The sequence below is a fragment of the Temperatibacter marinus genome (assembly GCF_031598375.1).
Taxonomy (GTDB): domain Bacteria; phylum Pseudomonadota; class Alphaproteobacteria; order Sphingomonadales; family Kordiimonadaceae; genus Temperatibacter; species Temperatibacter marinus.
Genome location: NZ_CP123872.1, coordinates 1,269,660 through 1,290,469, shown reverse-complemented (window position 1 = coordinate 1,290,469; position 20,810 = coordinate 1,269,660). Strand labels below are relative to the sequence as shown.

Below are 20,810 nucleotides of genomic sequence, written 5' to 3'. Positions count from 1 at the left end.
ATGGCTTCAGTGATTTAATTTCTGCTTCATACGCTGTATATAGGCGGGACTTGTATCACAGCAGCCACCGACATAGGTCGCACCGGCTTGAACCCATTGAACCACTTGGTCTGCGTATTCTTCGGCATTTAATGGCTTGGCAATAACCTGTTCGGGCTCCCCATTCTCTAAGGGCTCGTGTAAAACTGGGTTCGCATAGGCGCCAATTGGAACCGTGACCAAGGCTGAAAGCTCAGGCAGCATTTTCAAAATGGTATGACAATCACAGCAATTGAACAAAAATCCAGCGATTGGTAAGTCAGCAAGTCCCGTTACCAAAGCTTCTATTGTTTCTCCGCCGCGCAATTTACCGGTTGAGGGCTCTAGGGTAAAAGAAACAAAGGTCGGCACCCCTGTTGCGCATCCAGCTCTCGCGGCCGCTTTTGCCTCTGAAATAGTGGTCATTGTCTCGCAAATAAACATATCTACTGAATGTTTAACACTGTGTGCAATGTGTTGGTACTCCGTTAAAATATGGTCAAAATCACCGACCAAATCAGATTGATAGCTGGTATTGAGCGGAGGGAGAGAGGCAGCAATTTTTACTGAAGAGATTCCAGCTCTTTTTCGCGCCTTAAGGGCCAATTCAACAGCCTGTTTCAGCAACTCTTCCTGCCTTGCTTCGAGGCCTGCGCGCTCTAATAATGACGAGGTCACAGCATAATTATTAGCTGTAATAACCCTGGCACCTGCCAGAATATAATCAAGATGAATTTCTTCGATAACATCTGGGTCTTCCAGCAAGGCAAAAGCCGACCAAGCAGAGGACTTATAATCCGCCACGCGCGCCCCCCTTGCTCTCAGCTCAGTGCCCATGGCCCCGTCCATGATAATAATCTTATCTACTGCTTCCATCATCTTCCTCATTCATCCCTTTAGGCATATAATCAAAAATAATATGAAGCCGATTGTCCCGCCCGTTGTTGATGACACTATGGGGCTTTTGATTATTTATCTCGTATGCTTGTCCCACTTCAAACTTGTAGGGGCGACCGTCTACTGTGAACCGACAAGCAGGATTTGTAACCAAAGGGATATGCACTCTATGACCCGCATGAAAAGACGGTTTGGCATCAACATGGGGCGTAATCCGTCCTTTAGGATGCAAGCGGGCGACCATGGCCCTTAGAATAGTTCCGCCCGCTGGATAATTCTCTGCAATAATCCGATTGATTGTTGGCATCAACGCGGACTCGAGCTTATCCCAGCCCTTGTCCTTGAAGGTGGAAACATTTGGCCATTCATCATCACAAAAGATCATGACTATTGAACTGGTCTCTTTGTGCACATCATATGATTTTTGCCGATAATCCTGTTCAAACCATGATGCTTCGTCCTGAGCGAGCACCGCTTTTATCAGCGGCGCCACATCGACAGGTCCTAAATTTTTTACAGGCACCGCAATATCCATGGCGCACACTCCTCCCTTGTTCACTTCCATTATGGTAAGTCCAGCACAAAGCTCAAGGAGAAAGTCTCTTTCAAGGATGAAAGAAATTCAGTCATGGGCGAAAAATATATAGGGCAGGACTTTTCAGTTCAGATCAGGCCTTTTCTTTGCTAACACTAAAGATGGGATTATTTCTGGAGGAAGACGTGACACAAGAGATGCATTTAGCCGCACAATCCGCAAAAATTATTAATGCTTTAAAAACGGGCAAAGCTAAGCAAGCTGAGGCACTCTGCCGCGATGTTCTGATTGAAAATCCATCCAGCCCTCCTTTTTTACGATTATTGGCCCATAGCCTATTGCGTCAAGGAAAGGGCGAAGCAGCCGAACAACAGCTTAGATTTGCACTGACCATCACAGATGATTTTCCTCCCTTATATGAAGATTTAGGAAGCATCTTGGCCCAAAAGGGCGATCTTGAAGAAGCCTTACCACTACTTGAAAGGGCTGCAAGATTAGATTCGTCCAACGCCGAAGTTCATAAAAAAATTGGCCAAGTCCTTGCTGCTATGGGACGCGGTCAAGAGGCAGACACCTCCTTTCAAGATTATTTTACTCGTGATAAAGGCAAAGAGAATATTGCAATTGGTCTCGAGCATATCCGGTCCGGCCGCCTTGAAGAGGCGGAAATAGCTTTCAAAAAAGCCCTCAGAGAAGCGCCTGATAATGTTGATGCTATGCGTTTACTCGCGCTTAGCTACAGAGATCAGGATAAAAAACTCTCCGATGCAGAGGCTTTATTGAGACGGGCAACAGACATAGCCCCAGATTTTCTTTTTGCTTGGCTCGACTTAGGGGGGCTTTTACAGAGCCTGATGCGGGCAGATGAAGCCATTAAATGCTTTGAGGCCGTTCTGATCCATGAGGCCGATAACGCAGATGCTCTTGCAGGTCTAGCCAGTGCATATGGAACCGCAAACTTCCCAGATAAAGCCTTAGATGTTTATAGAAAGCTCATTAGTATTAGGCCTGAAATTGCAGGCTATCAAATGGGATTTGGACATGTTTTAAAAACAACAGGACATATGGAAGAGTCTCTGACGGCCTATAGACGTGCTATCGAGTTGAGACCTGATTACGGTGAAGTCTATTGGTCAATGGCGAATTTAAAGATTTTTAAATTTAGAGACACTGAGATCAAAGCCATGGAAGAGCAGCTTGCCACCAACGAACAGCTGGACGTCAAATCATCTGTCCATATGCATTTCTCCCTAGGGAAAGCCTATGAAGATCAAAAGGAGTTTGACAAAGCTTGGCATCACTACCATGAAGGCAACCTGAAACAGCGGCCTTCAGTCACGTTCGACCCAGCTCAAATGAATGTAATGCATAAAGGACTTATGGATACGTTTACTGCTGACTTTTTAGAAGAGAAAAAAGCCGTTGGAGATCCGAGTCCAGATCCTATATTTATCGTTGGTTTACCGCGATCGGGCTCGACACTTATAGAGCAAATTCTTGCGAGCCATAGTCAAGTTGAAGGAACGGCTGAGCTTTCCGATCTCGGCCGGATCGCTAGTTCAATTGGCAAATACCGCGTTGATAAAATTCACTACCCTCAGTCTGTTCTGGACCTACGAGATATGGACTTTAAGGCTTATGGTCAAGAATATCTCGAAGCCGTGAAACCGCACAGAGTGGAAGGAAAGCCGTTTTTCACGGATAAACTACCGAACAATTTTGCTCATATCGGGCTTTTATCAACCATCCTCCCCAATGCAAAGATTATTGATGCGAGACGGCATCCTCTTGATAGTTGTCTCGGGGCTTACAAGCAGCTATTCGCGGCTGGGCAGAATTTCACCTACGATATCTTTGAACTGGGAGAATATTACCAAAATTATGATTCTCTTATGACTTACTGGCACTCCGTCCTGCCCGGGAAAATTTACACAGCGCATTACGAGCATACTGTTCTTAATTTGGAAGACCAAGTCAGGGGGCTTCTAGACTTTTGCGGCCTGCCCTTTGAAGAAAATTGCCTGAATTTTCATGAAAATAAACGGGCTGTGCTCACGGCCAGTTCAGAACAAGTTCGCCAGCCAATCTATAAAGGAGGTCTTGGCAAGTGGCGCGAATATGAAAGCCATCTTGAAGACTGGAAGTATAGTCTTGAAGACATATTGGACCGACTCCCGACCACAGTAAAAAAGGCAGGGTTATCATGATAAAAAATTGCACCCTATATAGTTTAACTCTCTTTCTATTCATTAGCATGCCGCTTATGGCGGCTGACGATAAGGGTGCCGATAAAATTTTTTGGAATGGTGTCATTTATACGGCTGATGATCAACAATCGTCAGTGACGGCCCTCGCCATTAAAGGCGATACAATTCTATATGCTGGGTCAATCAACAAAGCTACAACCTACGCAGGCCCTCATACAGAAATGATTGACCTAAAAGGAAAGATGATCTTACCTGGTCTGCATGATGCTCATGTCCATCCTTTACTCGCCGTCGAAAAATTGACCTGCACGCTCCCTGAAGGTAATATATTCACACTGCAGGAAATCATTGATTATATTAAGAAATGTCTCCAATCTGACGGGCAACAACTTCCAAAATCGGGCTCTTGGATTACAGTTGGCCAGTTCAGTGGCTATGGTGTCGACAGCCCTCAATTTTTGGGCCCTTATGCAAGTTTACGAGACGGTCTTGATCAAGTGAGTGAGACGCATATTGTTTACCTTCTCGGCACAGACGGCCATGCCTATGCCACCAACAGTTATGGATTTATGCACGGGGCAACCCTCCATGAAAAAGCAATTGCTGTAACCGCAGAGACATTAAAAACGGATTTGAAAGCCTACCAGGAATATTTTGCTCGGGACGCAGAAGGACGGCCGTCTGGTTTGATTAAAGATGCTGGAGCCTATGATCTCTTTTTCTATAAGAAAGAGTCTGTCAATTCTTTGATCTCTAGAGCGGATGATATCAACCACTTCTTTTTATCTAAAGGGGTGACCTCTGCACAGGATGTGTGGTCGACAGATAGAGAAATCGCCGTATTCAAACCTCTTGCTGAGAAGAATGAATTGAAGGTCCGACTGACGTTAGCTTACGCCCTGAGAGAAGATCTCTATGTGGACCAAAACAACAAAATTAAGACCGAAGCCTTTATTCAGGATGTCCTAAAGGTGAGCCGTGATTTAGCCCCTTATTCTGATTTTTTAAAATCTATGGCAGTGAAAATTATGGTAGACGGTGTGATTGAAACCCCAACCCAAACTGCCGCCTTGAAAAGTCCGTATAAAACGGTTCATTGGGATCAAAAAGGCCACACAACCTACAGCCATGATACCCAAAATTATGGGATCATAGAATTTGATGAAAAAAGTTTAATCGATACTGTTAAGGCCCTTGATAAAGCAGGGATTACAGCACATTTTCATTCTCTCGGCGATCGCGCCATCGATGTCACACTCACGGCGATAGAAGCAGCAAGAGCGAGACAACTAAGCACTTTGCCGCACAATATTTCTCATATGCAAGTCATGGATCCGAATGATTTAGGCCGGCTCAAAGATCTGGGTGTTTTTGTCACCCCAACTTTATCTTGGCTTTCCCCAAGTCCCGCTTATGACGTAACCGTTATGCCTTTCTTACAGCGACATAATAATGTCTATGAATTCAAGGATCTTTATAATCAAAACTCAGACTATATGAGTAAGGCATATATCTTTAAGAGCATGCAAGAGCACGGCGCGACACTCTCTGCTGGAAGCGATGTCCCTGTCGAAGCAGTGGGGCTGCGTCCCTTTTCCGACATCATGTACGGTCTGATGCGCGGCGATTTCATCACTCCTTCTCTAGAAGGGGCGAATAAGCAAGTAGACCCTCAATGGATGATGATGAATAAGCGGGAGCGGCTTTCCATCAGAGATCTGATTGATGCCCATACCATCAATGGTGCAAAAGCATTGAATCATGATCACATGACTGGTTCCCTAGAAATCGGGAAAAAAGCAGATTTTATTATCATAAACCATGACATCATCAAAGCCGCTGAAACATTGGGGAAAACCCCAACATTAGCCTATAGCCGAGAAGCTTATAGTATATGTGAGGCTTTTAAAGGGCCCCACTGTAAAACGAAAGTTCTTGTCACATATGTAGACGGTAAAATTGTTTATCAAGCGGATTAGTAGGGCCAAACTTCTAAGCCATGGACTGCATTTCTGATATCCATTGTTAAATTAACCTTCAGGGCTGTCTTGCCTTCTTGCAGGTCGTGAACACAGATGGTTGAAGGCGAGGATCCTCCCGCAATTAACCGCTCATTAATCACACAAAGGCCTCTTGCAAATCCCTGTCGTGCAGTCCGGCTATCGTCGAAGTCCTGATGGGTCAGATCACTTGACGGATAAAGCGGAACTTTTAAGGCTCTGTCCTCATCGCCGCTGCGTGATGCATAACGCACGACATCAGAGTCGCTGTCATTAAACAACACACCCTCACGAAAGGGTTGTGCGTTATGCGTACCTGGCGGCAACATGGCTGACATATGGATAGTTTCGCCGTTGAAGAGCAACATGCCCCCTGATTTACGGCCACTTATATACAAACCACCCGTGGTGGCTGTGACCATATTTAAATGCAATTTATTGAGGGATAATGGGCCTTCATCTCCGTATGGATCATAGATTGATCCTTTATAATTGAGGCCTTCTAAATCAACATGCAGGGCCCAATTAAACTTTTTTTCGATGAGATCAAATCCCAAAATACTGTCATAAGCCGTAGACGTTAAGAACAGAGTATTCTCGTGAACTGAAATTTCATGACAATGCTTTAAATAAGGGTTTCGCCATGACCCAACTGGTTGAAAATCTGGTGTATAGGCAAACAGTTCATCACTGGCTGCGATATAAACGAGACCCGCATGAAAAGCGATACCCCTCAGGCCTCGATCCCATCCCCTTCCTTGCCAATCAATATCCGCTGTATTCCAATCAAGAGGTTGCGTCACCTGCTGCTGATCTAGGTCTAGTAGATAAACACCGCCGTGACTTTCCCCTTGAAAACTCCCTCGCACTACAGACGTCGCAATTAATTTCACCAAAGTCTCCTCTTTTCTATCTGTAGTTCTGCATATGCAGTCAGACAAATCAACCCGTCTCACCAGATTTTTCTACATAAAAAACAAGGGTACCACCCGCCTAAGCGAATAGTACCCTTTCAATTGTGAGGATCTCTAATTAGAAACGTTTTCTAACCGTGAGCCAAAGTGTCCGAGGACGATTAACATTTTGCATATTCCGGTACATATTCGTTCCGAAATAATCTGCAGCATAATTATCACCCTCATCAATTGAGCTGATATTACGCTGATCAAAGAGATTATAAATAGCAAGTGTGCCATCCCAATCGCCTTCTTTCCAAAGACCTGCGGTTAGGTTGCTCTCGTTATAAGACGGGATAACTAAGCCAGTATATTGGTTTTGTAGCTGTGAAGCTTGTCCCCAAAAATCATAGCGAACCCAAAAGTCTGCCCCCCACATTGCATCAGGAATAGTATATTCAAATCCAAAGGAATATTTACTGGACGGTGCAAAGGTGAGATCTGTCCCTGCTGCGACACCAATTGATCCATCACTATTCAGGATAGGATCTTTTAATTTCGCATCCGAAAGGAATAAATTGGCATTGAATGTTAAGCGCGGTGTGACTTGTGCCCACATAGACCCTTCAAAGCCTTTTGACACAGCTTCACCCCCATTCACATTCCCGTTTAGCCACCAAACACTATTAGACCAAACACTGCGCTGGATATCTTGCCACTCCATTCTGAAGACAGAAAGATTTAACGTCAGTCGATCATCCAACCATTGACTTTTTAGGCCAGCCTCATAGTTGGTTAAAGTATCAGGACCGTATTCGCGTGGAACAAAGCCAGTATTTGCAGCCCTCAGCGAGTTTACACCGCCAAGTCTGAAGCCTTCACTATAGTTAAAGTAAACCATTCGATCGTCATCAATACGATACTCTAGGCCAAACTTATAGACAGTGTCATTATTCTTTGCCTGAATAATATCAGTTCCACCATAAAAATCACCTGTGACACCCTCGGGCGGCAGACCGAATGGCCACTGATTAATTTCTGTGCGGTCCCGTTCAAATTCGAACCAACGCGCCCCAAAGACAGCCATGAGGTTATCTGTGAAATTATAAGAAAGCTCACCAAAAACAGCGACCTGAGAAACCGTGCGATCATATAGCTGTGAATAATAGCGATCGCCTGATTTTAACGGGCACTGGAAGGCAGGCTCGTAATAGGCATAATAGCATGACCAGTAATTGGCAGACGCATAACTTTTTGTACTAAAATAATCTGGAACTTTAGTGCCCCAATCCCAGTCATCTTCTACTTTTTCATAAAAGCCACCGACCATCCACTGGAACCGGCTATCCCCTTTAGAGGACAGGCGAATTTCTTGCGTGAATCTTTTTTGAGTCTGATTGTTATAGGTATATGATTTACGATCTCCAGTTTCTTGGAGCGCATAGTAAGCCGCATAATTACCAAAAGTCTCATAATAACTTGAGCGCCAAGCATCATAGGTGGACCCGTCCCACTCATAACTGATTTTACGGTCAAGATAGGTGGTTGCAGAAACCAGATCTGCAAAGCCCAAATCTCCACGGATTGTTAAGGCTGCTGACCACCATTCATCATTTCGGAAATCATCACGGAAACGAACAATCGCATAGTCCCCAGCTGAGGGGTCTGTTTTCCAGTCTCCGTTAGATTCGGATTTTTCATACATGCCTGTTGCCAGAACAGACCATGTATCACTCACATCCCATTTTGCAGAGAGACGGCCTCCATAAACACCCCAGTCATTGAAATCATCTTCAACAACATCACTGTTATCATAGGATCCGGTTAGCCCTGTCCCAAACACATTATCGATATAGCCACCGTCTTGAACTTTAAAACCGACAGCCCGTACAGCCAAATCATCTGTGAGTGGAATATTCAGAACACCGTTGATGTCATAACTTGCTTCACCGCCTTTAGTAAAGCCAACCGATGCTTCTACCTGACCACCAAAACCTGAAGTATCGGGTTTATTCGTAATGAAGCGAATAGTCCCTGATTGGGAGGAAGATCCAAACAGAGTTCCTTGAGGTCCAGGCAAAGCTTCAATTCTTTGAATATCGACCATGCGCGGATCAATTTGCTGACTGATAGCAGTCATCGGTTGCTCATCAAAATAAACAGATGTGGAACTATCTGTCCTAAATTCGTCTGTGCCAGTAGAAACACCGCGGAATACAATTTGATTCCGGCCTGGCTGCAAGGCATAAAAAGTGAGTGAAGGGATCGACCGGGCATAATCCGCCAAGTTCATCAACCCTTCTTTCTCAATTGTTTCCCCGCTAATCGCAGTGATACTTTGAGCCACATCCTGAATATTAGAGGCTGACTTTGTACCAATAACGATCAGCTCTTCAATATCATCATCGTCGTCCTTATCAGCATCCTGAGCATAACTTGCCTGCGGCGTCATCATCAAAAGCGAATAAGCTGAAACGCCCGCTAACAATTTCAGATGATGTTTTTCCCGTAAATTTTTGATCATTTTATCCTCCCAAAAGCTTTACGATACGATCCCATCTTTAATTAACCATAGTTCACACACCGAATACAAACTGTTTATCTCAACTCTAGCTTTAGAAAAACTAATCCTTAAAAGGGTTCAAGAGGTAAAAATTCAACTACTTTCAATAATTATGATGCTTAGTACGAGAGTTTCAGTTGAAAAATTTTAAGCCCTTGATCCTAATAGACTTCACAAAAAAGGGCCCCGAAGGGCCCCATAATATTCTCTAAAATCATGATATTCGACGATGGTCTAGAACTGCTTCGAATATCTAACAGTGAAGGAACGCGGTCTGTTCGTTGTGATCCGACTATCGTAATCGATAGAGTTGCGGTACATTTCAGCACGTTCGTCAAAGAGGTTTTCCGCAAACAGAATTAAGGACCAATCATCTTCCTCAATACCAATTGAAAGGTCTGCGATTGTATAGCCAGCCTGTTTTTCTCTGTTGTTTATGAAAAAGTCATTATAGGAACTCCCCTGATGACTTAGAGACGCTTGGAAGAAGCTGCTATAGTCCATAAATTCAAAGGATTGGCGTGCACTCATATGCACCTTAAATTTAGGGATCATTGACAATCGTGTTCCCTCAGGCGCGTCAGGATTGCTGTCTATATTGGCAACATCAACAGCATAATTCTCTGACAGTGATGCATCAATATACGACATGCTTGCTGACAAAGTAAGCGACTCTGTTGCGGCAACAGTGATGTCGGTCTCTAACCCTTTCACTTTGGCACTGCCCACGTTGGCTGTTAAGCCAAGGAGAGAGATGCTAGGATCAAAGCGTGTTAATTGAATGTCGGACCAATCCATCACAAAGATCGACCCATTAAAACGCGCCCGACCATCTGCCAATGTAGATTTCCAACCAAATTCATAGTTTGTAATCAGATCAGAATTATAGGTTGCACCTGCCGATGTGCCTGTCACCCGATTATTACCACCAGGTCTAAATCCTTCAGAGACCGTACCATACAAGAGCACATCATCATTCACCTGATAATCAAGTGAGAATTTAAAAATCGAACTGCTCTCTGACGACTCTAAATCTAACAATTCGCCATTCCACCAGAATGTAGCAACCACACCCTCAAGCTTACTGCTGGATTTGAAAAACCTTGCCCCAACTGTCGCAGAAAGCTGTTCATTAATGTCGTAAGTCACTTCCCCGAACACTGCTTTTTCTGTGTCCGTCCTAACTTGATCAGTAATGAAGTATGAATCTGAATAATGGCCAGAGACATTCCCTGTAAAGTTATCATCTGCTCGTTTACCAGCGCGCAGTGTTGGAATACGCCACTGATTGTCGTAAGCATGCTCAGCATCCTGATAGAATAACCCTGCGATGAATCTTAAGCGTTTATCCTGAGCGCTCTGAAGGCGAATTTCATGAGTTTGAACTTTATATTTAGATTCTTGATCAAACTGAATGCGTGGGTCTGTACAAGTGTCCGTCAAGAAATAATAGTTCGCATCAAAATCACACGTATAGTAAGGGATGAAGCTTGAGTATGCCGCATATTCACTATAATCAATATCATATTGAACATCACGGTCTAGGTAGGATCCAGCATAGACAAGATCCATGCCTGCAACTTCACCTTCAATGGTTAACCCGGCTTGAGTGAATTTATCTTCTCCGCGATCCTCAAAGAAGCGCTGCACCTTTAAATCCCCAACATCTTCAGGGTCGTGATCCCAAACACCTGTTGTCTTTTGCTTTTGATGCATCAATTTAGCTGTTGCCGTCCAACTATCATTGAGGTCTACTTTTAACGCTGCACGCATCCCTGTGTTTTCTTCATCGTTAAAGTCTTTCTCTAGATAGTCATCATTGGTGACTCTGATACGCGATGTAGCTGGATTTCCAGCATTGTTTAATCCATCAACTGTAAAGACTTTTGCGCCTTTCACATTGTCAATATATCCGCCATCACTCACATGCCATCCAACAACACGGAGCGCTGCAGTATCAGACACAGGCACATTGACAAACCCTTCAAGTGAGTAGCTTTCTTCACCTTTTCTGGTGAATCCAGCACTCATGTCAATGCCGGCTGAAAACCCTGATGGGTCTGGCTCATTTGTAATAATTCTTATGGTTCCCGCCTGAGAGCTTGCCCCGTATAACGTGCCTTGCGGTCCAGAGAGAGCTTCCACACGAGCAATGTCATACATGTGAACGTCCAGCACACGCCCAATTGCCGTTACAGGTTGATCGTCTAGATAGACACCCACACTCGGATTTGTCCCAGAAAAGTTACCATCCCCGCCATCAGAAATACCCCGCATATAAATTTGGGCATTCCCTGGGCCTACGGAAGCGATAGAGACGCTTGGCAGCATTTTGGTAAAATCAGAGAAACCTCCGACATTAGCATCCTCTAGTTTAGACTGGCCTAAAGCTTGAATTGAGATAGGAACTGACTGCATAGATTCAGATGTCTTACGTGCGGTAACGACAATTTCTTCAAGCATCATTTCATCATCTTGTGCCTGAGCCGCCAGCGGTGCTGACATAACAGTTGTAGTTAACAGTGCCACTTTTAACGTGGCTTTTGAATATTCTTTCATATTTCCCTCCAGAATATATTTTTCCCATCTCGCAGGCTAGGGAAGCAGAAAGAATTAGGCAAACGACCTTTTCATACACTGACATGAATTAAATTTACCCTTGAATAGGGAAAATCATCAAAAACCCAGCAAATTGTATGAATAAAACTAAAGGTTAAGCTTATCTTTTAGAGTGCCGGATATTTCGGCAATACATGAGCAAGTGCTTTTTGAAGGGGCGCAAGGTGGCCTTCATAGGGCTTCCATGCCTCAAGGCCACTTTGGTAAATGGGCTGGCGAACTTGTTCCGAACTGGCCGTCCGCACTGCTCGGTCATTTTGATAGAATGTGAGACATGCTTCTTCAAAAGGCAAGCCGCAATAGTCTAGCAAACGGCGCACTTCCATTTCCGTATCAGTAATCATTTTTTCATAATATACCCTGTGAACGGCTTGCGGTAAAACAGTGTCCCAGTGCTCCATTATTTCATAATAATCGCAGTAATAATTCCCGATATCGTTCAAAGAATATGTAAAGTTTTGACCCTTTGCGAAGAGCTGTTTGAAACAGCTAAAACATCCAGCCATCGGATGGCGTCTGGCATCAATAATTTTTGCCTTTGGTAAAATTTCTTTTATAAACCCAATATGCATGAAATTGTTTGGCATCTTATCAATAAAGAAAGGCAAGCCAGACCGATGCACCTTCGTCCTTTCAATATATTCTTCCCCTAAGTTTTCAATGTCCTCTGAGGAAAGAGTAGATAGAATTTCAGGATAGTTTCCTTTATCCGTGACAACTTTTTTTCCGCTCAAGCGGCGGGCCATAGAAATAATATCGGGCAATTCCATTGTTCCTTCCACCTGAGAGTGGGAAGAGAGAATTTGCTCGATGAGTGTGGAGCCCGCACGAGGGAGACCGACGATAAAAATAGGGGCAGAATCATCACAGCCCTCCATCCCTTTCTTTTCATAATGAGCCGGTGAAAAAAATCTTTTTTGGCGCAACATATCCTGGCAATGCGTTCGCGCATCATAGTGAACAATGTGCCGCTTCACCTGATTACCTTTTGCATAAGCTGCGAAAGAACCGTCCACATCACCTTGCTTCTCGAGAGCATAGCCAAGAGCAAAACAGAGATGCACAAAATCTTGTGCCTTGGGCTGTTCAACCAACATCTGTTCTTTCATTTGCAGAATATCCGCGTCCGTGAAAGTGAATGTTTTTAAATTAGCCAAAGACCAATAGGCCTCCCCCATCGCTGGTTCAAGTGCAATAGCAGCCCGATAAGCGTCAATAGCTTTTGCCACATCCCCTTTTGTTTTTAGAACATGACCAAGTGACAATTGAATATGAGCATGCTCAGGCAGCCTCTTTGTCAAATTTCGGTATAATTTTTCCGCTGCGTCAAAATCACCGAGGCTCACAAGAACCGAAGCTTTTTGCACAAGAATAGCAACATTATCAGGCTCGCTTTCGAGTAAACGCTTTAGCTCAAGCATACTCTCTTGATAGCGCGTTCGCTTGGCAAGCAAGGCAGCATAATTTAAACGAGCAAGGGTAAAATCAGGGGCTAAGTCTAAGCAATGAAGAAGCAAATTTTCTGCCTCTTCATAGACGCCCACTTGAATTCCTATCTCAGCTAATAATCGAAGTGCTGAAACATTATTCGGATCTTTTCTTAATAGATCTCGGCTCAGAGATTCAGCCTCTTCAATCTGCCCTTTCTGGAAAAGTGCATAGGCTTGATGAAGCTTTTCAGATGCTGAATCTACGGCCACCATGATGCAGACTGCTTTCGTTATTTGACTTTAACGACAACATTACCAATAAGCGTTCCACTTTCAACAGCTTTATGCGCTTCTGCAGTTTTTTCAAAAGGGTAAACTTCTGTGATCATATGCTTAAATGAAGGGTCCTTAATACATTCATTCACACCATTGACAGTCAATGCACGCGCCTCTTGTGACAATAGGTATACAAGGTACATTCGCACAGTTACGCAATTAAACATCATTGGGTAGAAGGGCAATTTAGGTTCCATATCTCCCATTGAACCATAGGTCGCAACAACACCATTTGGTTTTAAGATTTTATTGGTTACCTCTAGATTTCCACCAAATTCAACCTCGACAACACGATCAACGCCTTCTCCGTTCGTTGCAGCCAAAATGGCTTCTGCTGCATCCCCTTCTCTATAATTGATCACTGCGTCGGGACCCGCGGTCTCAGCATGGGCTGCTTTTTCAGGGCCGCTAACCGTTGTAATAACTTTCGCACCGCCCGCTTTGGCAAATTGAATAGCATAGTGACCAACAGCGCCAGCACCGCCTGTGACAAGGATAGTTTTCCCCTCTACAGAGCCGTCAGCATATACACCATAGTAAGCTGTAGAAGCTGGAATGCCAAGACAAGCCCCTGCTTCGAAACTCACGGCATCAGGCAAATGCGCTGCTTGTTCGGCGGGAACTACAATATATTCAGCATTGGTCCCCATCGCCCGCGCCCATGCGCCATTCCAGATCCAAACACGCTCCCCAATACGCTCTGTAGAAACACCCGCACCGACAGCCTCAATCACACCAGCTCCGTCTGAATGAGGAATAACGCGATCAAAAGCAAGAGGGCCTCTAGCACCAGCCCGTGTTTTTACGTCAGAAGGATTAACTCCTGAAGCATGCACTCTCACCATCACTTCTCCAGCATTCAACTCAGGTACAGCAATTTCCCCAATCGTTAATACTGATTCAGCCTCACCAGTCGTTTCATACCAAACAGCCTTCATTTCTTGTCCTACTCTCTTCTTCAATTACTCTATGATTTGATCAATTTAATGCTGACTCAGTGACTCTGTATGCCCATCAACACCAATAATTTGCCCTGAAATACGCCTGCCTAAATCTGATAAAAGGAAAAGCGCTGCATTGGCGACATCTTCCTTATCAACAAAGGTTTTTAAGGAGACATGTTTTAAATAACTATCCATGACTTCCCGCTCAGATATATTTCTACTTTCTGATTCAGCCCGGATCACTCGGTCAATTCGGTCCCCGTTCACACTTCCTGGACAAATGGCATTCACACGAATGTTGTGAGGCCCCAATTCCATTGCCATTGTCTTCGTCATTCCGACAACGGCCCATTTCGCTGACGCATAGGGTGCCCGATTTGGATACCCAAAAAATGCAGCACTTGAGGCAATGTTTAAAATCGACCCTGCATCATTTTTCTTTAAATGAGGAATTGCCAATTTCGTCGCATAGAAAACACCGTTCAAATCTACATCAATTGTTTTCCGCCACTCTTCAGGGTCAATATCTTCCATCAGTCCGTTTGGCCCTGCGATTCCAGCATTATTCACTAGTATGTCCAGCCCACCCAATGCCTTTAAGGCGTCTTCAAAATACGCCTGCATGCAATCAAAAGACGCTACATTCGCCTGGCCACAATGCACAATGCCTTTGTCCTTTATGTCAGCAAATGATTGATCGTCCACATCACAAATGGATACAGCTGCCCCAGCTGCAACAAAAGCTTCTGCCATGCCCAGGCCGATGCCTCCAGCACCCGCCGTTATAATCACGCGTTTATTTTGTAGTAAATTATTTTCATACTGCATGAAAACCACCTCCTAAGATCACCCTATATAAATGAAGGGTTTAAGAGCTATTGACAATTTGATATTACATTCACTAGGGTGAGAAAAACTAACTCAATGATATTTTTGATATGAGAAAGGATACCTCAGTGAGGCGCCAACTCCCCCCTCTAAACGCTCTGAAAGCTTTTGAAGCAGCGGCACGTCTTGGTTCATTTAGAGATGCTGCGGACGAACTTTTTGTCTCTCACTCAGCGATTTCACATCAGATAAAGAAACTTGAAGACCATCTCTTGACTGAATTATTTATTCGCTACCCTCGGTCCGTGGAGTTAACTTCAGCCGGTAAAAAATACTTTCTTGTCCTTCGCGAGTCGTTTGACCGAATTTCAGAAGGAACGAAAGTCCTGTTGCAACCCCATCAAAGCAATGTCTTAACTATTCAAACCTATTCCTCCTTCGCAATTCGGTGGCTTATCCAACGCTTGCCTGAATTCTCAGAAATGTATCCCGACTATCAAGTTCGCCTTAATACATCACAGATTGATGTGGACTTTAACAACCAAGATATAGATCTGGCCATTATGATCGGCCACCCTGAAGAGAGTGATCTCTTCTTTGAATATCTATTCTCCCCAGAGATTTTTCCCGTCTGTGCTCCGAGCATGCTTGAGGGTGAAACTCCCCTTGAAAAGCCAACGGACCTAGCTAATCACACCATCCTGCAAGTTTACCCTTCAGAGCGGGATTGGCTTGTCTGGCTCAATAAATATAAGGTTGAGAATATTGATCTAAGCTCTGGCATTAACTTCGATTCATATGACCATGCGCTCAAGACTGCAGTACGTGGCCTTGGGATTGCCCTCGGCATGCAACCCTATGTCGAGGAAGAAATAAACAGCGGCGTTCTCGTTCGCCCCTTCAAAGACCTGACAACACCAGCGCCAGGCAATTGGTACTTGGTGTGCCCTTCTGAAAAAAGAACAGTGAAAAAGGTAAAGCAGTTTAGAGAGTGGCTCCTAGAAAAATTAGAGGAAGATGAGGATCTAAAGTCCCGCCGTCTCGCCTCTCTAATAACATAGGATGGTGTGAGAAAAACTATTACATAGACGGATTATTCTCATTTGTAATTGGGGTTCAATATGCGCATGATCCTATGAAATTGACAGGATTAATAGATGTTGAAGCGACGATCACATTTTGTTTTTTTACTCACGATGGCTGCTTTGGCTTACTTTATCTCAAGTATTGCACAAAAAACTATTGCAAAAGAAACAACAGCTGTCACATCCATTCAGGGGCAGAAAATCACTGGCTTACGTGAGCCAAATGGTGTGTATTCTTACCGCGGCATTCAATATGCCCAAGCCCCCACGGGCACTCTAAGATTTAAGCCTGCACAAGATTTTTTATATAAGGCGCCCATCGAAGCCATACATTTTCCTGCAGCCTGTCCTCAAGATCAGGGCAATCCTGATTGGTATAGAGATGTCGCCAAAGGGTTTCAGAAGGACCCATCGCTGATTCCAGATCTCACTTCCATTTCTGAAGATTGCCTTCATCTCAATATATGGACAAAGAGCCATGACGGGAAGAAGCCTGTCATGGTTTGGATTCACGGTGGCGCGAATGTGAATGGCTGGTCCTATGAGCCAAACTATCGAGGCCAGTTCCTTGCAACAAAAGATGTGGTGATTATTTCCGTCCAGTATCGAATGGGACCGCTTGGTTTTTTGCCGACCCCCTTTGGCCAAAATAAAGATGCCTTTGCCAATAATTACGGCCTCTCAGATCTCAACGCGGCGCTAAGGTGGGTTCAAAAAAACATTCATGCTTTTGGCGGTGATCCAGAGAATGTCACCCTATTCGGCGAAAGTGCTGGAGGGGGTAACATCGCTGCATTAATGCTCAACCCCGCCTCAAAAGGCCTCTTTCATAAAGCCATCATTCAGAGCGGAGCCCTAGGACCTTACCCAACAATCAGTCAAGAAGAAGCCGCTGAGAAGAGCCGGCAATTTTATCATAAACTGACCCTATCCTCACTTGAGCAAGCAAGACGCTTAGACTGGCCTCAGTTCCTTGATTGGCCGAGAAAAACAGGGATTGGCTACTATCATTATCCAGTGCATGATGGTCAGAATGTGTTAGCTGAACCAGCGTATCAAAGCGATATCCCTCTCTTAATTGGCAGCAATGCAAATGAAATGCTCATGTATCTCTCTCAAGATGCTGAAATTAATGCGAAGGCCTTGAAAAATTACGATCCAAAAATCAGAGCCTTTGCGGCACAGAAATATAGCGAGCCATCACTGCAGCTCGACTTTATCACCACGCTGGAAAGTTTCACCTGCCCGAGTTTAAGACTGGCCAATGCACTTTCCTCAGAGCGCTATGTTTATAATTTCTCTCGTGCAAGAAAGGGAAGTGAGAAACTTCTTGCCTATCACGGTGCAGAAATTCCTTATGTTTTTAATACGCACGATTCATGGCTCCCCACAGAGGAAGAAGACAGAGCGTTAACCGCTGCAATGGTCAGTTACTGGGTTAATTTCGCTGCCACTGGCAATCCGAACGGTCCGTCAGTACCCACTTGGCCAAACTATGATACGCCTGATCCCTATATTCAGGAATTAGATAGCCCGATCCGAAAAAATACCGATAACTTTCAGGCGATTTGCCGCCTGTTTAAAGGAATGTAAGAATGGCTGATGACCATAATAAACCTATAGATAAACCAACTTTTTTTATTGCTGTTGTGAGTATGCTTATTGTTGCTGTGCCCATGATTTTGATGAATAAAACAATGGGCCCGTTTATTACACAGCTATATGACTGGGTTGCTTCGAATATGGGCTTGCTCTTTCAGTGGGTGGCGATAGCCACAATGATCCTCTTGGGTTGGCTGGCTTTTGGAAAATATGGTTCGGTCAAGCTCGGGGATCCAGATGATGTTCCTGAATTTTCTACAACAAGTTGGATAGCCATGCTCTTTTCCGCAGGCGTTGGCGGCGGTCTGCTCTATTGGGCAGGTATTGAATGGGCCTTTTATTATGATGCACCGCCCTTTGGGGCTAAACCAAAGTCGATGGATGCCATTAAATGGGCCACAAGCTATGGTCTTTTTCACTGGGGCTTCACAGCATGGTGTATTTACGCCCTACCAACAGTGGCAATTGGGTATGCCTTTTACAAAAAGAAAATTCCATATTTGAGGCTCAGCGCTGCTATCCTGGGCGATAAAGCAGCCACATCCCCATGGGCAAAGGTTATTGATTTGGCTTTTATGTTTGGTCTTATTGGTGGGGCAGGGACATCTCTCGCTTTGACGACGCCGATGGTTTCCGCTGGCCTATCTGAATTAACTGGTATTGAAAGTGGTGTACCACTTGATATTTTTGTCATCGTGGTTTGTGTTTCTTTATTTGCTGCCTCAGTGTATCTCGGCTTGGAAAAGGGCATTAAAAAATTGGCTGATGCCAATCTCTATATGTCTATTGTCTTCTTACTATTTGTTCTGGTCGCTGGGCCTACAGGCTTTATTCTCGCCATGGGTACTGAAAGCATCGGAACGATGATCAACAACGTCTTTACCATGATCACTTGGACGGACCCAATAAAAGAAACAGGATTTGTACAAGACTGGACCATCTTTTACTGGGCCTGGTGGCTCGCGTTTGCACCCTATGTAGGCATCTTCGTGACACGCATCTCTAAAGGCCGCACCATAAAGCAAATTATTTTATCTATGTGTGCGTATGGCAGCTTAGGCGCATGGGCTTTTTATATCATCTTGGGCAATTATGCGCTTTTCTTAGAATTAGAAAATATCTTACCTGTTGCCTCGATGGTGAATGGCGGTGAGGGGTTCACTGCCATTGCAAAGGTGATCAGCAGCTTACCGCTTGGCAAAGTTGCTCTTGTGGTCTTTACCCTTGTGGTCATAATCTTTGTGGCAACAACCTATGATTCAGCCAGTTACACACTCGCATCCGCAGCGACAAAAGAGCTCCATGCTGGGGAAAACCCCGCGCGGTGGCATAGACTCTTTTGGGCTTTTTTCTTGGGAATTCTTCCCATTGGATTGATGTTCATTGGCGGTTTAAAAGTTGTGCAGTCTGCAACTCTTCTCTCTGGGCTGCCGATCGCTTTCGCTTTCGTTTTCATGACACGAACACTGCTTAGATGGCTCAAGGAGGATCCTCATGAAACTTGACTATTTGATGACCTTTGACAGCGACGTCAAAGAAATCCAGAATGTGGGAACAACCCCTTATGGTACACGGTATATTTATCAAGTCACTGGGGGTCAGTTCGAGGGGCCACGACTGAGCGGCTATGTCAAAGACGGCGTTTCTGCTGACTGGATGATGATTGTCAATGATGGTCTTTCGAAAATCGATGTGCGTAAAACCTTTGTGACACACGATGATGCTTTGATTTATGTGACATACCAAGGCTTATATCAATTTAATGAAAGCTTGTCCGAGCGCCTTCGAAAAGGCCTTGGCTATGACTATGGCGAAACCTTATTCCAAGTCCAAATGCAATTTGAAACTGGTCATGAAAAATATCAATGGCTCAATAGAACCATGGCAGTTGCAGAAGCACGAGAAACTGGGAATAAAGTAGAATATAGGGCCTTTGCACTCCTATGATTAAGCCTCTCAGTTTCTTTCTTTTAATAATCGTATCCTTCACGACGGGTGCTGAACAAACAGGAGAATTCTCGAGAGCACCTGTTATCATACCCCTGTGGCCGAGCGGAGAAATACCCAACAACAAGCCTCACAATTTGAAAGAATATGAAGCTGATTGCGGTGGATATATATGTCGCTACGATATTACTGTGCCAACCATGACCATCTATCATGCTCAAGGAGATAATTCGGGCAAGGCTGTGCTTATTCTACCTGGAGGAGGATATGAAGTAGAAGCCCTTCTTCATGAAGGGTATGACGTCGCGAAAACCCTATCTGGCCAAGGGATCACAGCCATTGTTCTTAAATACCGTCTACCCAAAAAACAAGCTTTTCATCGACCTCACCAAGTTCCCCTACAGGATGTCAGGCAGGCCTTGAAAATATTGCGAACAAGGGCGCCCGAGTATGGCATCCAAGGGCAAATAGGCCTATTGGGCTTTTCTGCAGGCAGCCATCTCGCGACAGTCGCGAGCCTCTGGACTGATTCAGATTCAGACAAGAACCCTGATTTTTCTGCCCTTATCTACGGTGTTACCCGCTTAAATGTAGAAAATCAAAAATGGCTTGAGAACAGTCTCTATCACCGGCCTATGACTGCACACGAAATCAAGGCAAATCGTCTGCTCAATCTTGTGACAGAGAATACTGTCCCTGCCTTTCTTGTTCATTCAATGGACGATGATGTCTGTCACTATAGTGAAAGCACTCTTTACGCTGAACAGCTGGCCAAACATAAGGTCCCTATGGAAATGCATCTTTTCCCAAAAGGCGGTCATGGCTTTGGCTTAGGCCGGGCTGAAGATGGCACCGATCAGTGGATCATGCTTTTTGCAAATTGGGTGAAACGGCTAAGATAAG

General features: G+C 44.5%; 15 protein-coding genes. 7 read left to right on the top strand and 8 right to left on the bottom strand.

Going from position 1 to position 20,810, the window contains the following annotated elements:
- Positions 1 to 6 precede the first annotated feature (6 nt).
- Both QGN29_RS05800 and QGN29_RS05795 read right to left on the bottom strand, forming a co-directional pair.
- Positions 7 to 897: a homocysteine S-methyltransferase family protein gene (locus QGN29_RS05800; protein WP_310799749.1), complete on the bottom strand. Its 891-nt coding sequence runs from the start codon at positions 895 to 897 to the stop codon at positions 7 to 9.
- Positions 878 to 1,450 (bottom strand): aspartyl/asparaginyl beta-hydroxylase domain-containing protein, encoded by a 573-nt coding sequence (locus tag QGN29_RS05795; RefSeq protein WP_310799748.1) that lies wholly within the window; start codon positions 1,448 to 1,450, stop codon positions 878 to 880. Before QGN29_RS05795 ends, QGN29_RS05800 begins: the two co-directional genes overlap by 20 nt.
- Positions 1,451 to 1,635: 185 nt before the next feature.
- On the opposite strand from QGN29_RS05795, the gene QGN29_RS05790 reads away from it, so the two are divergent.
- On the top strand, positions 1,636 to 3,657 hold the full coding sequence (locus QGN29_RS05790) for a tetratricopeptide repeat-containing sulfotransferase family protein (RefSeq protein WP_310799747.1): 2,022 nt from the start codon (positions 1,636 to 1,638) through the stop codon (positions 3,655 to 3,657).
- Positions 3,654 to 5,636, top strand: a complete 1,983-nt coding sequence (locus QGN29_RS05785; protein WP_310799746.1) for an amidohydrolase — start codon at positions 3,654 to 3,656, stop codon at positions 5,634 to 5,636. The genes QGN29_RS05790 and QGN29_RS05785 overlap by 4 nt, the downstream gene beginning before the upstream one ends.
- On the opposite strand, the gene QGN29_RS05780 is transcribed toward QGN29_RS05785, so the two are convergent.
- From QGN29_RS05780 to QGN29_RS05755, 6 genes are all read right to left on the bottom strand, one after another.
- Positions 5,633 to 6,550, bottom strand: a complete 918-nt coding sequence (locus tag QGN29_RS05780; protein WP_310799745.1) for a hypothetical protein — start codon at positions 6,548 to 6,550, stop codon at positions 5,633 to 5,635. The genes QGN29_RS05785 and QGN29_RS05780 overlap by 4 nt on opposite strands.
- A 139-nt stretch (positions 6,551 to 6,689) precedes the next feature.
- Positions 6,690 to 9,077 carry a TonB-dependent receptor gene (locus QGN29_RS05775; RefSeq protein ID WP_310799744.1) on the bottom strand — a complete coding sequence of 796 codons (2,388 nt, stop codon included), beginning with the start codon at positions 9,075 to 9,077 and terminating at the stop codon, positions 6,690 to 6,692.
- A gap of 273 nt (positions 9,078 to 9,350) precedes the next feature.
- Positions 9,351 to 11,675, bottom strand: a complete 2,325-nt coding sequence (locus QGN29_RS05770; RefSeq protein ID WP_310799743.1) for a TonB-dependent receptor — start codon at positions 11,673 to 11,675, stop codon at positions 9,351 to 9,353.
- A gap of 167 nt (positions 11,676 to 11,842) precedes the next feature.
- Positions 11,843 to 13,438, bottom strand: a complete 1,596-nt coding sequence (locus QGN29_RS05765) for a tetratricopeptide repeat-containing sulfotransferase family protein (RefSeq protein ID WP_310799742.1) — start codon at positions 13,436 to 13,438, stop codon at positions 11,843 to 11,845.
- A gap of 17 nt (positions 13,439 to 13,455) precedes the next feature.
- The gene (locus tag QGN29_RS05760; protein WP_310799741.1) at positions 13,456 to 14,439 is read right to left on the bottom strand and encodes an NADPH:quinone reductase; all 984 of its coding nucleotides are present in this window, start codon (positions 14,437 to 14,439) and stop codon (positions 13,456 to 13,458) included.
- 45 nt (positions 14,440 to 14,484) lie between these two features.
- Positions 14,485 to 15,273: an SDR family oxidoreductase gene (locus QGN29_RS05755; protein ID WP_310799740.1), complete on the bottom strand. Its 789-nt coding sequence runs from the start codon at positions 15,271 to 15,273 to the stop codon at positions 14,485 to 14,487.
- A gap of 128 nt (positions 15,274 to 15,401) precedes the next feature.
- Between QGN29_RS05755 and gcvA the strand changes: the two genes are divergently transcribed.
- The 5 genes from gcvA (at position 15,402) to QGN29_RS05730 (ending at position 20,809) form a co-directional block, all read left to right on the top strand.
- Positions 15,402 to 16,334, top strand: a complete 933-nt coding sequence (gene gcvA / locus QGN29_RS05750; RefSeq protein ID WP_310799739.1) for a transcriptional regulator GcvA — start codon at positions 15,402 to 15,404, stop codon at positions 16,332 to 16,334.
- Between the two features lie 96 nt (positions 16,335 to 16,430).
- Entirely contained in the window at positions 16,431 to 17,951 is a 1,521-nt protein-coding gene (locus QGN29_RS05745; RefSeq protein ID WP_310799738.1) for a carboxylesterase/lipase family protein, read from the top strand.
- Between the two features lie 2 nt (positions 17,952 to 17,953).
- Positions 17,954 to 19,465: a BCCT family transporter gene (locus QGN29_RS05740; RefSeq protein WP_310799737.1), complete on the top strand. Its 1,512-nt coding sequence runs from the start codon at positions 17,954 to 17,956 to the stop codon at positions 19,463 to 19,465.
- On the top strand, positions 19,455 to 19,907 hold the full coding sequence (locus QGN29_RS05735) for a DUF3237 domain-containing protein (protein ID WP_310799736.1): 453 nt from the start codon (positions 19,455 to 19,457) through the stop codon (positions 19,905 to 19,907). The genes QGN29_RS05740 and QGN29_RS05735 overlap by 11 nt, the downstream gene beginning before the upstream one ends.
- Entirely contained in the window at positions 19,904 to 20,809 is a 906-nt protein-coding gene (locus tag QGN29_RS05730) for an alpha/beta hydrolase (protein ID WP_310799735.1), read from the top strand. The genes QGN29_RS05735 and QGN29_RS05730 overlap by 4 nt, the downstream gene beginning before the upstream one ends.
- Position 20,810: the final 1 nt, after the last annotated feature.